A 13,564-nucleotide genomic window follows, 5' to 3' on the forward strand; every position below is an offset into this window, starting at 1 on the left:
GACTCGGTGCTGTGACGGTCGGCCGGATTATAGCAACAGGGCCTAACCGCCCGAGGTTCCCCGAATCAGGCCGCCAGATTGCCCAGGAACTGGCGCGCCGAGGCGGCCCAGGAAAATTCGAGGGCATGGGCGCGGCAGAGGCCCGGGTCGATGTCGCGGGCCGCCTCGATGGCGCTCTTCAGGTTCTCGTGGAGGGCGCCGACGCCGCTGCCATTGATCACGTCGAGCGGACCCGGCACCGGGTAGGCCGCGACCGGCAGGCCCGAGGCCAGCGCCTCGAGCAGCACCAGGCCGAAGGTGTCGGTGCGGCTGGGGAAGACGAAGATGTCGGCCGCGGCGTAGTGGCGGGCCAGCTCCTCGCCATGCTTCTCGCCGGCGAAGAAGGCGCCGGGATGGCGCTTCTTCAGTTCGGGCAGTTGCGGCCCGTCGCCCACGACGAGCTTGCTGCCCGGCAGGTCGAGCTCGAGGAAGGCCTCGATGTTCTTCTCGATCGCCACCCGCCCGACATAGAGATGGATCGGCCGCGGCAGGTTGAGGAAATCCTTGTCGTCGCGCGGGCGGAACAGCTCGGTATCGACCCCCCGCGACCAGCGCCGGATGTTGGTGAAACCATGCGCCAGGAGCTCGCTGGCGATGCTGTCGGTCGCGACCATCACGCTGGTCGAGGGCGCGTGGAACCGGCGCACCACGGCGTAGCTCCAGGCCAGCGGCACGGCGCAGCGTGCGCGGACATATTCCGGGAACTTGGTGTGATAGGCGGTGGTGAAGGCATGGCCATGCTTCAGGCACCAGGCCCGGGCGGCGCGGCCGATCGGCCCCTCGGTCGAGATATGGATGCAGTCCGGCTTGAAATTCTCGATCGTGCGCGCGACGCGGCGGCCGGGCAGCAGCGCCAGCCGGATCTCCGGATAGGTCGGGCAGGGGAGCGTGCGGAAACGGTCGGGGCCGACCACCTCCACCTGGTGGCCCTGCGCTTCCAGCTCATGGGTCACGCGGCCCAGCGTGCGCACCACGCCGTTGACCTGCGGGCGCCAGGCGTCGGTCGCGATCAGGATGCGCAAGGATCGGGCGAGGGGAGGGTGCAAATCGGCGATCCGGCGGATCATGCCAGCTCGAGCATCGAGGCCTGCCGGACCTCGGCCCAGTTGACGATCTCGAGCCGCCCGTCCCAATGCTCGACGAGCGCCGTGCAGCTTTCGACCCAGTCGCCGTCATTGCAATAGAGCACGCCCTCGATGGTGCGGATCTCGGCCTTGTGGATATGGCCGCAGACCACGCCGTCGACGCCGCGCCGGCGCGCCTCCTCGGCGACGGCATGCTCGTAATCGTCGATATATTTGACCGCGTCCTTGACGCGCTGCTTGAGATAGGCCGAGAGCGACCAGTAGGGATAGCCCATCTGGCGGCGCGCGATGTTGAACCAGTGATTGGCGCGCACCATCCAGTTGTAGGCCCAGTCGCCGAGATAGGCCAACCACCGGGCGTATTTCACGATGCCGTCGAAATCGTCGCCATGGACGACGAGGAGCTTCCGGCCGTCGGCGGTTTCATGCAGGGTCTCGTTCAGCACCGTGATGCCGCCGAACTGCATGTCGTTGTAGTCGCGCAAGGGCTCGTCGTGATTGCCGGGCACATAGACGACATGCGTCCCTTTGCGCGCCTTGCGCAGGATTTTCTGCACCACGTCATTGTGGCTCTGGCGCCAGTACCAGGAGCGCCGCAGCCGCCAGCAATCGATGATGTCGCCGACGAGGTAGAGGAATTCCGACTCGTTGTGCCGCAAAAAATCGAGCAGGAACTCGGCCTTACAACCGCGCGTGCCGAGATGGACGTCGGAAATGAAGATCGCGCGATACCGATGCGCCGCGCGCGCGTGGTTCATGGTCGGCTCTGAATCTCTGTTGCCAGGTCAGCGAATCAGCATTGCCTATCCGTTGCATGGCTCTACCGCTTTATCTTCTGGCCTTACAACAAAGAACCTGTATATTGCGCCGCTCTCCAATAAAAATTCACCATCGCGTCATAAATGGTGAATAGAAGTGACTCGGATCCGACATCAGTGACCTTTCCCGTGATCGACCGATGACATTGGCCGCCCCTCTCGCCGGTTCCGCCGCCACCAAGGACCGCTCCTTCCTGGTGATCTTCAATCCCACCGCCGGCGGGCGCCGGCGGCGCCGGCTCGACCATGCGCTGGCGGCCCTCGAGCATCGCGGCTGGGATTGCGAGATCCTGGAGACGCAGGCGCGCGGCGATGCCGAGGCGCTGGCGCGGACCGCCTCGGGCGAAGCGCGGGCTTCGCGTCTGCTGATCGCCGGCGGCGACGGCACCATCAACGAAGCCGTCAACGGGGCGCTCTCCGCGGGTGCCAAGCTGCCGCTGGGCATCATCCCGCTCGGCACCGCCAATGTGCTGGCGGCCGAGCTCGGCATGATGGATATGGGCGACGCGGTCGATGCCGCGGCTGCAGGGGCGATGTACACGATCTGGCCGGGCCGCGCCAACGAGCGGAATTTCGTCCTGATGGCCGGTGCCGGCTTCGACGCCCATGTGGTGGCCACCGTCGATCCCGCGCTCAAGCGCAAGATCGGCAAGCTCGCCTATGTCTGGACCATGCTCCGGCTCGCCTTCCGCTTCTCCTTCCCGCGCTACCGCGTGCGGGTGGACGGCGTCTGGCACGAGGCGGCCTCGGTGGTCGTGTCGAAGGGCCATTATTACGGCGGGCGCTTCGTGCTGGCGCCCCGCGCGCGGCTCGACCGGCCCGAGTTCCAGGTCTGCCTCTTCACCAAGGGCGGCCGCTGGAATCTCGTCCGCTATGCGCTGGCCCTGCCGCTGGGCCTGCTGCCGAAGATGAAGAGCATCACGCTCCTGCCGGCGCGCGAGGTCGTGATCGAGGGGCCCGAAGGCGACCCGGTCCAGGGCGACGGCGACGTGATCGCCCATCTGCCGGTGACGATCCGGCTGGCCGAGCGCCCGCTGACGATGGTGGCCCCGGCGCGGCGGGGGTGAGCCCCGCGGCCCCACCCCCTCCCTGACCCTCCCCCATCAAGGGGGAGGGGATAACTAAAAGCAGCGGTTCTATCGGATACAGGTGACGAGGGGCAGACCCCGTTGTTCCCATCCCTTCCCCCCTTGTGGGGGAAGGTAAGGAAGGGGGGTGACGCAGATGAGCTGTTGCCGCAGTCGACGCGCTACTTCCCCGCGATCGTCATCCCGTCGACGCGCGTGGTCGGCGCGTCGGTGCCGTATTTGAACTCGAGGTCGTTGGCGGGCTCGAGCTTCAGGAACATGTCCTTGAGGTTGCCGGCGATGGTGACCTCGCTCACCGGATAGGCGATCTCGCCCTTCTCGATCCAGAAGCCGGCGGCACCCCGGCTGTAATCGCCGGTGAGGCCGTTGACCCCGAAGCCCATCAGGTCGGTGACGTAGAAGCCCTTGTTGATGTCGCCGACGATCTCGCCCGGCGTGCGCTGGCCGGGGGTGAGATAGATATTCGTGGCCGAGGGCGAGGGCGGCGAGGAGGTGCCGCGCGAGCCATGGCCGGTGCTCTTCAATTTCAACTGACGCGCGGAGCGCAGATCGAGCACCCAGCTCTTGAGCACGCCGTCCTCGACCAGCTTGCGCTGCTGAGCGGCGATGCCCTCGCCGTCGAAGGGGCGCGAGCGCAGGCCCCGCCGGCGCAAGGGGTCGTCGACGATGTCGAGACCTTTGTGCAGCACCGGGGTCCCCATCTTGTCCTTGAGGAAACTGGTGCCGCGCGCGATCGCGGAGCCGTTGATGGCACCGACCAGATGGCCGACCAGGGAATTGGCCGTGCGGGTTTCGAAGACGACCGGCAGCCGCGCGGTCTCGGCCTTGCGCGGATTCAAGCGCCGCACGGCGCGCTCCCCGGCATTGCGCCCGATCTCGACCGGGTCCTTGAGATCGGCGCGATAGACCGCCGAGGTGAAGTCGTCGTCGCGCTCCATGGCGGTGCCTTCGCCCGCCAGCACCGAGACGCCGAGCCCGAAGCGCGAGGTCACATAGCCACCGGCAAAGCCGTTGGAGGCGACGAGGCTGACCTGGCTGCGGCCCCAGCTCGCCTCGGCGCCTTCGGAATTGGTGACGCCCTTGACGGCGCGCGCCGATTCCTCGGCAGCCTTCGCGAAGTCGAGCAGCCAGACCGGATCGGGCTCGGTCGGGTCGGCCATGTCGAGCGAGACCCAGCCCTGCGCGATCTCGTCGGGACCGGCGAGGCCGATGAAGGGATCCTCCGGCACGCTGCGCGCCATCGCCACCGCACGCTCGACCAGATCCTTGAGCAGGGCGGGGTTGAGATCGCTGGTGGAGACGATCGCCTGTCGCTTGCCGATCAGCACGCGCAGGCCCAGATCCTGGCCCTCCGAGCGCTCCAGCTTCTCGGGATTGCCGAGGCGCATCGCCTGCGACAGCGAGGTGCCGCGCACCAGGAGCGCGTCGGCGGCATCGGCCCCGGCGCGCTTCGCGTCCGCGATCAGGTCGGCCAGGATGTTGAGGTCGCCGGCCTGGCTCGGCGCGGCGGCGGCGCTGGGCTTGGTCTTCGCCGGGGCCTTGGGCGCCGGCCGCGGGCTCGCGGCCTCGCGTGGCAGCGGGCGGTGCATGGCCTTGCGCGCGGCCGCCTCGCGGCCCTGGGGGCTGCGCTTGGCGCTGGGCAGGCGGCGCGGCGCGGGGGCCGACGCGGCGCCGGCCTGGCTCGCGACCTTCGCCTTCGGGGCGGTCTTTGCTTTGGACGCGGTTTGGGGCTTTGGCGCCGTCTTGGTCTTCGGTGCCGCCTTCGCTTTCGGCGGGCGCTTGGCGGCGGGGGCCTTCTTCGCCGCACCCTTCTTCTTTGCTGCCGCCTTCTTTGCCGCCGGCTGCCGGACGGTCTTCTTCTTCACGGCCGCCTTCTTGCCGGCCGGCTTGCTCTTGGCGCTCGTTTTCTTCTTTGCGGCGGATTTTTTCTTCGGCTTCGCCGTTTTGGCGCGGGACTTGCGGGCAGAAGTCTTGCGGGCAGCCATTGGGGGGAGCACTCCGGTGAGGACGGCAGGAAAAGGTGGAATCGGGCGGGCGAGCTTACCGTGGCTCCAGCCCGTAGCGAAAGACGGGCAGGAACCGGGCGGGATCGATCTCAGATGGGACGGCACCGGCCGACCGGCAACCCATCCGCTGGTAGAAACCCGCGGCATTGGGGTCGCTCACCACCACCATCTCGCGATGGCCGAGCGCCCGCGCGGCCGCGACCGCATGGTCCCAGAGCGCGCGGCCGACGCCGCGGCCGATCGCCTCGGGCTCGACGAAGAACATGTCGAGCCCGACGCCGCCGCGCTCGGGCTCGAAGCTATAGAAGCCGAGCAGGATGCCGCCGGCGTCTTGCGCCACATAGAAAGGATGGGCGCGGAGCTTCTGCGGCGTCAGCGTCATGGCCGCACGGCAGCGCGCGAGGAAGCCCGGCTCATAGCCCCAGACCGCCTTGGAGCGCAGCGAGAGCTCGGTCAGGGCCTGCGCCTCGTCGGGCCGCGCGCGGCGGATGGCGAAGGCCGGTGCCGCGACGGGCTCGGCCGTCATTTCGGCTTCCAGATGCTCTTGCCGCTGCCGGGCAGCCCGAGGCTCGGCCAGAGCTTGTCGATCCTGTCGATGACGGCCTGGTCCATGCGGATCTTGCGGCCCCATTCGCGCCTGGTCTCAGGCGGCAGCTTGTTGGTGGCGTCCATCCCCACCTTGCCGCCGAGGCCCGATTCCGGGCTCGCGAAATCGAGATAGTCGATCGGCGTGTTCTCGACCAGCGTCAGGTCGCGGACCGGGTCCATGCGGGTCGAGATCGCCCACATCACGTCCTTCCAGTCGCGCACGTCGATATCGTCATCCACCACGATCACGAACTTGGTGTAGACGAACTGCCGGAGGAACGACCAGATCCCCATCATCACCCGCTTGGCGTGGCCCGGGTAGGCCTTGCGGATCGAGACCACGCCGATGCGGTAGGAGCAGCCCTCGGGCGGCAGCCAGAAATCGACGATCTCGGGGAACTGCTGCTTCAACAGCGGCACGAAGAGCTCGTTGAGGGCCACGCCCAGCACCGAGGGCTCGTCGGGCGGCCTTCCGGTGAAGGTCGAGAGGTAGACCGGGTCGCGCCGCATGGTGATGGCGCTGACCGTGAAGACGGGGAACGGCTCGACCGAATTGTAGTAGCCGGTATGGTCGCCGTAGGGGCCCTCGTCGCGATAATCCTCGAGGCTCACATGGCCCTCGAGCACGATCTCGGCCTCGGCCGGCACCTTGAGCGGCACGGTCTTGCAATCGACCAGCTCGACCTTCTCGCCGCGCAGTAGCCCCGCGAACTGGTATTCCGACAGGGTGTCGGGGACGGGCGTCACGGCGGCAAGGATCGTGCCGGGATCGGCGCCGATCACGGCCGCGACCGGCAGAGGCTCGCGCTTCGCTTCTTTCCAGCGCGCATGATGCTGCGCGCCGCCGCGATGCTTGAGCCAGCGCATCAGCGTCTGGTTCTTGCCCAGGAGCTGCATGCGGTAGATGCCGAGATTGAAATTGTCGGCGCGGTCCTCCTTGGGGCGCGGTCCCTGCGTCACCACCAGCGGCCAGGTGATGAGCGGCGCCGGCTCGCCCGGCCAGCAGGTCTGGACCGGCAGCCGCTCGAGATCGATCTCGCCGCCCTGGAGCAGGATCTCCTGGCAGGGCGCGCTGCCGACCGTCTTGGGCTTCATCGCCATGACGGTCTTGAGGAGCGGGAACATCTCCAGCGCCTCGCGCCAGCCCCCCGGCGGCTCGGGCTGCTTCAGGAAGGCGAGCTGCTCGCCCAGCGCCCGCAGCTCCGACGGCTCGCGATCCATGCCCCAGGCCACGCGCTCGACCGTGCCGAAGAGATTGACCAGCACCTTCATGTCCCAGCGCCGCGACCCGTCCTGCACGGTCTCGAACAGGATGGCGGGGCCTTCCTCGGCCAGGAGCCGGGTCTGGATCTCGGTCATCTCCAGGACCGGCGAGACCGGTGCGCGCACGCGCTTCAGCCGGCCCGCCGTCTCCAGCCGGGCCATGAAGTCGCGAAGCGAACGATAGGCCATGAACGAACTAGGCGCTGGCGCGGGCCGGATCGCCGACCGGATGCGGGTCGGGGTGCCGCTCGACGGCGGCTGCTTCCGCCTGGGCCTCCTTCAGCGCCCGCTCATAGGCGCGGTCGGAGCGGTAGGGACCGAATTTCGGCAGCCTCGCCGCCGGAATCGCGCGGATGCCCTTGCCATAGGGCCGCTCCTCGAAGAAGCCGCCCTCGCGGCCGATGAAGACGATCGGCTTCTTCCGGCGCGAGAAGACGCGGCGCATCGAGGCCGAGTGCGACTTGAAATTGTCATACTCCTCGGGGTCGCGCTGGAACAGGAACTCGAAGGCCTTCACGAAATCCGCGAGGAACGCGGCCTCGACCACCTGCATGTTGGAGATGACCCAGCAGCGATCCTCGAAATCCCAGTAATAGGCGAGGCCGATGAACTTTCCGGCCCGGTCGATATAGGGGAAGAAGGGGAAGGCGCGGCAGGCCAAGCTGCGGTTGTCGCGCTCGCAGAAGCGGGCTCCCTTGCATTCGACCGCGGCGCAGGAGGAGCCGATCTCCTTGACGATCTGGCGGGTGGCGCGGTCATAGGGCTTGAAGCGCCGCCACATGTCGGTGCGGCTCTTCAGCAGCTCCCATTCGACCTTCTGCACCACCGGGACCGCATGCTGGGTCGAGCAGCAGACCGGCTCGCCGCCGTTCAAGGGCGCGCATTTCCGGCCGCAGTCGAAGCGCGAGATCGAGGCCTGGAACAGGTCGTAGATTTGACGGAAGTCGTCGGGAGCGATTAATGATTTGTCAGCCATGGCGGTGGACTATAGCCCGCCCACCGTCTCGCGCAACGACGCTCGACGGCTCCGCCCTCTTTTTGGCATTCGAGCGCTATGATGGCGACCCGGCCCCTGGTCTCCCGTGAGGGGCGTTCATTCATGCAACCCGAGTCTCGAGCCATGACACGCTATTGGGTCGTTGGGGGAGAGTATCAGGACACGCAGTTCGACCAGCCGGCCCCCGGCACGGCGGTGCGGCGCTTCGGTCCCTATGACAGCCGCGAGGATGCCAAGGCCAAGTGGCAGGAGCTGGCCTGGAGCACGGTCGACAACGCCCATGCGCGCTTTCGCATCGAGGCGGAGAAGGACCAGTCGCCGCAGAGCTTCTGGGTCGTCGGCGGCAGCTACCGCGACACCAGCTTCCGCGAGCCGGCCAGCGGCAAGGAGCAGTGGTTCGGCCCCTTCGAGAGCTATGACGAGGCCAAGGCCGAATGGCAGAAGCGCGCCTGGGCCACGGTCGACGACGCGATGAGCCGGTTCCGCATCGAGATCCTGAACGGCACCGAGCGGCCGAAAGGCGCCTGAGCCGGATCCCCGTGAGAGCAGGCCCATGAGCGCCTGGAGCCTGCCGGCCGATCGCGCGGCACGGCTCGCGCTCGCGATGGGGTATCCCTTCCCGATCCCGGCGCACTCTTATCTCTTCGAGAACGGGAGGGCGCTGCCCTGGCCGGACGCGGTCGACTATCGCGACCGCCTGCCGGTGCTGGCCATCGGCTCCAACCGGTCGCCCGAGCAGCTCGCGCGCAAGTTCGATCCGGCCAGGTTCGATCCAGGTCGGGGTCCGCAGCGCATCCCCGTGACGTGCGCCTGGCTCGAGGACCATGACGTGGTCTTCGCGGCGCATGTGACGGGCTATGGCGCCATTCCCGCCAATCTGCGGAGGGTGCCGGGGATGCGCGTGCGCCTCGCCGTGACCTGGCTCGATCCGACCCAGCTCGAGGCCATGCACCGGACCGAGACCACGGGCGGCAATTACCGCTATGTCCGGCTCGACGGCATCAGGCTGGCGCTCGAGCAGCCGGGGCCGGGCGGCATCCGCTCGCTCGACAGCGTGACCGCCTATGTGAGCCCCTTCGGCTTCATGGCGCATGAAGGACAGCCGCTGGGGCTGGCCGCGCTCGAGGCCGAAGGACGGCCGCATCCGGCCGCGACCGTGGCCGAGGCGCTCGATCACGTGCGCCGGCGCGCCCGGGACGAGCGCAGCCTCGAGGATTTCATCTGCGGCGCCATCGGGGACGAGGCGTTGCGCCGCCGCCTGACCCTGCTGATCCGCGAGACGGCGCTGCCCTTCGCCCATCCCGGCGTCACGATTCTTCAAGGATGATCGGCGAGAATGAGGGCCCACGCGGCCGCTTGACCCGGAGACCGGGAGCGGCCTAAAGCCTGGGCCGCTTCAAGGGCGGGCAGGGCGCCCCGAGTCGAACCAACACATCATGCAAAGCAGCGGCTGGATCGAGGGGTTGGGGCTGGTGGCGGGCTCGCTCACCACGGTGTCCTATCTGCCCCAGGCCATGAAGGTCTGGCGCTCGCGCTCGACCCACGACATCTCGCTCCTGATGTTCAGCCTGATGGCGCTGGGCACCTTCCTCTGGCTGACCTACGGCATCCTCTTGGGCAGCCCGGCGCTGATCTTCGCCAACGGCACCTCGCTCACGCTGGTCACCTGGATCGGCTGGTTCAAGCTGCGCTACGGCTGACCGGCGCCACCAGCCGCAGCTCGTCGCCGACCCGCACGCGGCCCGGCACCGTCACCTTCGCATAGACGCCCGCCCGCCTCCCGTTGATCTCCGACGTCGTCTTGAGGATGCCGGGATCGAGCGGCAGGTCGCCCTGCGGCAAGGTGGTCAGGATGCAGCGGTCGCAATGTTCATGCACCTCGAGCCGGCTCTCGCCGAGGAAGAGCGCCGCGCCGATCCAGTCCTGCTCGATGAAGCCTTCCGTCTCGCCGCAATCGATCAGGATGTTGGGGCGGAAGCGCTGCGCCACGAAGCGGCCGGAAGGGTAGTGGCGCGTGAAGGCCTTCAGGCTGGCGCTGGTGAGGAGATGCAGCGGCGCATAGCCGTAGGTCTGGTTCTCTGCTGTGTGCGCGACGAGCCGGGTCTCGGCGCCGATCGCGGCCGAGATGAGCGTGTCGCGGTCGGCCGCCTCGCTATCGATCGTTCCCCCGTCGGGCAGGCGGATCATGACGGGCGGCAGCGGCTCGGCGGCCGAGGGCTCGCGCTTGAGCCGCGCCTGCCACTGGATCAGGTTGCGCCAGGGCGTCTTGCCGCGCGCGGCCGCCGCGGTCTTGTTCTCGGCCGGATTGAGCACGCCCCAGAGCCGGTCGCCGGGGATGCCGGTCTCGGTCAGCGTCGCCACCGACAGCGGCTCGCCCTGCATCGACTGCACCGGATAGCGCCAGAGCCCCGCCACGCGGCCGATCACCTGTTCCGTCATTCTCTGTCCTTTCACTCCGCCAGCAGCCGCCAGATCGCCGTCTCGCGCTCGGTGCGGTCCTCGAGCTCGAGCGAGGTCGGCACCTTGTGGCGCGTCACCAGCTCCAGGCCATTCTTAGGCAGGTAGCTGCGGCCCGGATCGCCCATCAGCACCTGCGCGCCCCGCGCGACCAGCCCGCGCAGCCAGGCCGTGACGCGCTCCGCCATCGGCCGCTCATAGCAGACATCGCCCGCCAGCACGAGGTCCCAGGGGCCCGCCTGGCCCACCTGGTCCTCGAGCGTGACCGGCACATGCACGCCGTTGAGCGCCGCATTGAGTGCGATCGCGGCTGCGGCGAAATCGTCGATCTCGGCGGCCGTGACCGACTGGGCGCCCGCCTTGGCGGCGGCGATGGCGACGAGGCCGGAGCCGGCGGCGAAATCGAGCACGCGCTTGCCCCGCACGATCGCGGGATCGTCCAGGATCGTGCGCGCCAGCGCCTGGCCGCCGGGCCAGGCGAAGGCCCAGTAGGGCGGCGGCAGGCCTTCATGCGCGAGCGTCGCCTCGGTCGCCTGCCAGATCGGCGTGATCTCGGTCGCGAGATGGAGCCGGATCTCCGGCACCAGCGGCGGGCTGGCGATCGCGGTCTCGCAGCGGATGAAGGCCTCGGGATCGGCGGCGGCAGCTCGCTTGAAGACAATGGGCGGCGGCTCGGTCATCGCGTGCGGCAGCCGCCTCGCTCTCAGCCGAGCCAGGGACTGAGCAGGATGCCCGCGAGCAGCATCCAGCCGAGCCAGCGATGCGCGTTGAACTTCGCCCTGCAGTCGGCGGGATCGTCGAGGTCGGTGCGCCGGACCTGGTCGGCGAGGAACAGCGCCGCGGCGGCGAGCCCGACATAGGCGGGCCAGCCGAGGCCGGCACCGACGAAGGCCAGCGCCCACAGCAGCACGGTGACGGTGCCGAACAGGATCAGCCAGGGCCGCGTCGCGGATCCCAGCTTGAGCGCGGTCGATTTCACGCCGATCAGCGCATCGTCCTCCTTGTCCTGATGCGCATAGATCGTGTCGTAGAAGAGCGTCCAGGCGATGCCGCCGGCATAGAGCAGGACCGGCGGCCAGGCGAGCGAGCCGGTCGCGGCCGCCCAGCCGAGGAGCGCACCCCAATTGAAGGTGAGGCCGAGGAAGGCCTGCGGCCAATAGGTGATGCGCTTCATGAAGGGGTAGGTCGCGACCAGCGCCAGCGAGGCGACGCCGAGGGCGATCGCGAAGCGGTCGAGCTGCAGCAGCACGATCAGGGCCAGCAGGAGCTGCAGGCCCAGGAAGATGACGGCGTTGTGCACGCTGACCGCGCCGCTCGGGATCGGCCGGGTCGCGGTGCGCGCGACCTTGGCGTCGAACTCGCGATCGACGATGTCGTTGACGGTGCAACCGGCGCCCCGCATGAGGAGCGCCCCCACCGCGAAGAGCGCCATCAACCAGAGATCGGGCTTGGCCGGGGAGGCGAGCGCCAACGACCACCAGCCGGGAAAGAGCAGCAGCCAGGTGCCGATCGGCCGGTCGAGCCGGGCGAGCCGCGCATAGGGCGCCACGGACGCGGGCAGCAGGCGATCGACCCAGTTGCCCCGATGGATGTCGGTGAAAGGTCCGGCCTGAGGCGGGGCGGTGTGAGGTTCGCTCGGCATGGGCTAATCTTGACGGCCTTGGGCCGCGGGCTCAAGCGACGCGGGGAAGGGGTGACGCCTCAGTCCGAAATGGCGATCGTCTTTGGCGAAGACGAGTAAAATCCCCTCCCCCAACTTTTGTACAGACCGGGGACATCGAGGACAGGTGTTCGGGGACATCGAGGACACCCTGATCCGACTGAGGTCGGAGAAGGGGAACCTGGATGCCGTGGGGGTCTGCCTTGGATCGTCGAGTGGAATTTGTCCGTCTGGCGCAAGCGCCGGGGTGCAATTTCAGCGAGCTGTGCCGTCGCTTTGGCGTAAGCCGGTCGGACGGTTACAAGTGGCTGAGGCGCTTCGAGGCGGAGGGAGCGCCTGGGCTCCAGGAGCGTTCGCGCCGGCCGCGGTCGAGCCCTGGCCGGACGCCGGGCGAGCTGGAGGCCGAGGTGCTGGCGGTGCGCGCGGAGCACCCGGCGTGGGGTGGGCGGAAGATCCGCAAGGTGCTGCAGCGCGAGGGCCGGGACGCGCCGGCCGCCTCGACGGTGACGGCGATCTTGCGCCGGCACGGCAAGCTGGATGGGCCTGGCGCCGGCGAGGCCAGGGACTGGGTGCGCTTCGAGCACGAAGCGCCCAACGATCTCTGGCAGATGGACTTCAAGGGCCACTTCGCCTTGGGGACCGGTCGCTGCCACCCGCTCACCGTGCTGGACGACCACTCCCGCTATGCGCTGGCGATCGGCGCCTGCGGCGACGAACGAGAGACGACCGTGCGCGAGCGTCTCACCGGGGTGTTCCGCCGCTACGGCCTGCCGCTGCGCCTGCTGGCCGACAACGGTGCACCCTGGGGCACAGCAGGCCCGGAGCGCCACACCCGGCTCACCGTCTGGCTCATGGATCTGGGCGTGGGCGTCTGCCATGGCCGGCCCTACCACCCTCAGACCCAGGGCAAGGACGAGCGCTTCCACCGCACGCTGAAGGCCGAACTGCTGGACAGATGGCCGCTCCAGGACCTGGCCGGCGCCCAGGCCGCCTTCGACCACTGGCGCGAGGTCTACAACGCCAAGCGTCCGCACGAGGCCCTCGGCCTGGAACCCCCGGCCTCGCGCTACCGGATGAGCCCCCGGCCCATGCCCGAGCGGATCGACCCGCCCGAATACGAGCCCCAGGCCCAGCTCCGCAAGGTGCACGACACCGGCTGGATCAGCTTCAAGGGCCGTCAGATCAACTGCTCGAAGGCCTTCGTCGGTCGGCGCCTGGCGTTGCGCGCCACTACCACCGACGGTGTCTTCGATCTCTGCTACCGAAGCCACGTGCTGTCGCAGGTCGACCTGCGACAGCACATCACTCATACTGTCCTCGATGTCCCCGAACGGGTGTCCTCGATGTCCCCGGTCTGAACAACTTTTGGGGGAGGGTAGGGAGGGGGCTGCTCGGTATCGGCCGCTTCGCACCTTGACGAGATCGCAGACCGAGTCATCCCCCTCCCTGCCCTCCCCCGAAGACGGGGGAGGGGATTCGAGTGTGGCCCCTATGCGATCGCCCTGCTCCCGCAAGGGAAGGGGGTGAAGAAAGCGGCGGGATTTCAAACCAGGACATCATGGG

The 13,564-nt window shown here is 68.5% G+C and carries 14 protein-coding genes; 5 read left to right on the top strand and 9 right to left on the bottom strand.

Annotated elements, in window-relative coordinates; all coding sequences use genetic code 11:
• Window positions 1-65 precede the first annotated feature (65 nt).
• Window positions 66-1,061 carry a glycosyltransferase family 4 protein gene (locus FRZ61_RS03750; RefSeq protein WP_151120665.1) on the bottom strand — a complete coding sequence of 332 codons (996 nt, stop codon included), beginning with the start codon at window positions 1,059-1,061 and terminating at the stop codon, window positions 66-68.
• 41 nt (window positions 1,062-1,102) lie between these two features.
• The gene (locus FRZ61_RS03755; RefSeq protein ID WP_151115046.1) at window positions 1,103-1,882 is read right to left on the bottom strand and encodes a UDP-2,3-diacylglucosamine diphosphatase; all 780 of its coding nucleotides are present in this window, start codon (window positions 1,880-1,882) and stop codon (window positions 1,103-1,105) included.
• A gap of 200 nt (window positions 1,883-2,082) precedes the next feature.
• Here FRZ61_RS03755 and FRZ61_RS03760 point away from each other — a divergent pair, with 200 nt between their 5' ends.
• Window positions 2,083-3,009, top strand: a complete 927-nt coding sequence (locus FRZ61_RS03760) for a diacylglycerol/lipid kinase family protein (protein WP_151115047.1) — start codon at window positions 2,083-2,085, stop codon at window positions 3,007-3,009.
• Window positions 3,010-3,191: 182 nt separating this feature from the next.
• On the opposite strand, the gene FRZ61_RS03765 is transcribed toward FRZ61_RS03760, so the two are convergent.
• From FRZ61_RS03765 to FRZ61_RS03780, 4 genes are all read right to left on the bottom strand, one after another.
• Complete coding sequence (locus FRZ61_RS03765; RefSeq protein ID WP_151120666.1) at window positions 3,192-4,619, bottom strand: TldD/PmbA family protein; 1,428 nt, start codon at window positions 4,617-4,619, stop codon at window positions 3,192-3,194.
• Between the two features lie 451 nt (window positions 4,620-5,070).
• Window positions 5,071-5,562: a GNAT family N-acetyltransferase gene (locus FRZ61_RS03770; RefSeq protein ID WP_151115048.1), complete on the bottom strand. Its 492-nt coding sequence runs from the start codon at window positions 5,560-5,562 to the stop codon at window positions 5,071-5,073.
• Window positions 5,559-7,076 carry a UbiD family decarboxylase gene (locus tag FRZ61_RS03775; RefSeq protein WP_151115049.1) on the bottom strand — a complete coding sequence of 506 codons (1,518 nt, stop codon included), beginning with the start codon at window positions 7,074-7,076 and terminating at the stop codon, window positions 5,559-5,561. The genes FRZ61_RS03770 and FRZ61_RS03775 overlap by 4 nt, the downstream gene beginning before the upstream one ends.
• 7 nt (window positions 7,077-7,083) lie before the next feature.
• Window positions 7,084-7,863: a hypothetical protein gene (locus tag FRZ61_RS03780; RefSeq protein ID WP_151115050.1), complete on the bottom strand. Its 780-nt coding sequence runs from the start codon at window positions 7,861-7,863 to the stop codon at window positions 7,084-7,086.
• A 144-nt stretch (window positions 7,864-8,007) separates the two neighbouring features.
• Between FRZ61_RS03780 and FRZ61_RS03785 the strand changes: the two genes are divergently transcribed.
• From FRZ61_RS03785 to FRZ61_RS03795, 3 genes are all read left to right on the top strand, one after another.
• Window positions 8,008-8,412 carry a DUF4170 domain-containing protein gene (locus FRZ61_RS03785; RefSeq protein ID WP_151115051.1) on the top strand — a complete coding sequence of 135 codons (405 nt, stop codon included), beginning with the start codon at window positions 8,008-8,010 and terminating at the stop codon, window positions 8,410-8,412.
• A 25-nt stretch (window positions 8,413-8,437) separates the two neighbouring features.
• Window positions 8,438-9,211, top strand: a complete 774-nt coding sequence (locus FRZ61_RS03790; RefSeq protein ID WP_151115052.1) for a hypothetical protein — start codon at window positions 8,438-8,440, stop codon at window positions 9,209-9,211.
• 109 nt (window positions 9,212-9,320) lie between these two features.
• Entirely contained in the window at window positions 9,321-9,584 is a 264-nt protein-coding gene (locus tag FRZ61_RS03795; RefSeq protein ID WP_151115053.1) for a SemiSWEET family sugar transporter, read from the top strand.
• Here FRZ61_RS03795 and FRZ61_RS03800 read toward each other — a convergent pair.
• Genes FRZ61_RS03800 through ubiA form a run of 3 tightly spaced genes read right to left on the bottom strand, consistent with a single transcriptional unit; the run spans window position 9,565 to window position 11,983 of the window.
• A complete protein-coding gene (locus FRZ61_RS03800) occupies window positions 9,565-10,323 on the bottom strand; it encodes an MOSC domain-containing protein (protein ID WP_151115054.1) in 759 nt (252 codons plus the stop codon). The genes FRZ61_RS03795 and FRZ61_RS03800 overlap by 20 nt on opposite strands.
• Window positions 10,324-10,334: 11 nt before the next feature.
• On the bottom strand, window positions 10,335-11,021 hold the full coding sequence (locus FRZ61_RS03805; RefSeq protein ID WP_151115055.1) for a class I SAM-dependent methyltransferase: 687 nt from the start codon (window positions 11,019-11,021) through the stop codon (window positions 10,335-10,337).
• A 23-nt stretch (window positions 11,022-11,044) separates the two neighbouring features.
• Complete coding sequence (gene ubiA, locus FRZ61_RS03810; protein WP_151115056.1) at window positions 11,045-11,983, bottom strand: 4-hydroxybenzoate octaprenyltransferase; 939 nt, start codon at window positions 11,981-11,983, stop codon at window positions 11,045-11,047.
• Between the two features lie 203 nt (window positions 11,984-12,186).
• Here ubiA and FRZ61_RS03815 point away from each other — a divergent pair, with 203 nt between their 5' ends.
• Complete coding sequence (locus FRZ61_RS03815; RefSeq protein ID WP_151114759.1) at window positions 12,187-13,359, top strand: IS481 family transposase; 1,173 nt, start codon at window positions 12,187-12,189, stop codon at window positions 13,357-13,359.
• The last annotated feature ends 205 nt before the right edge of the window (window positions 13,360-13,564 follow it).

Origin of the sequence: Hypericibacter adhaerens (assembly GCF_008728835.1) — a bacterium.
Lineage (GTDB): Bacteria > Pseudomonadota > Alphaproteobacteria > Dongiales > Dongiaceae > Hypericibacter > Hypericibacter adhaerens.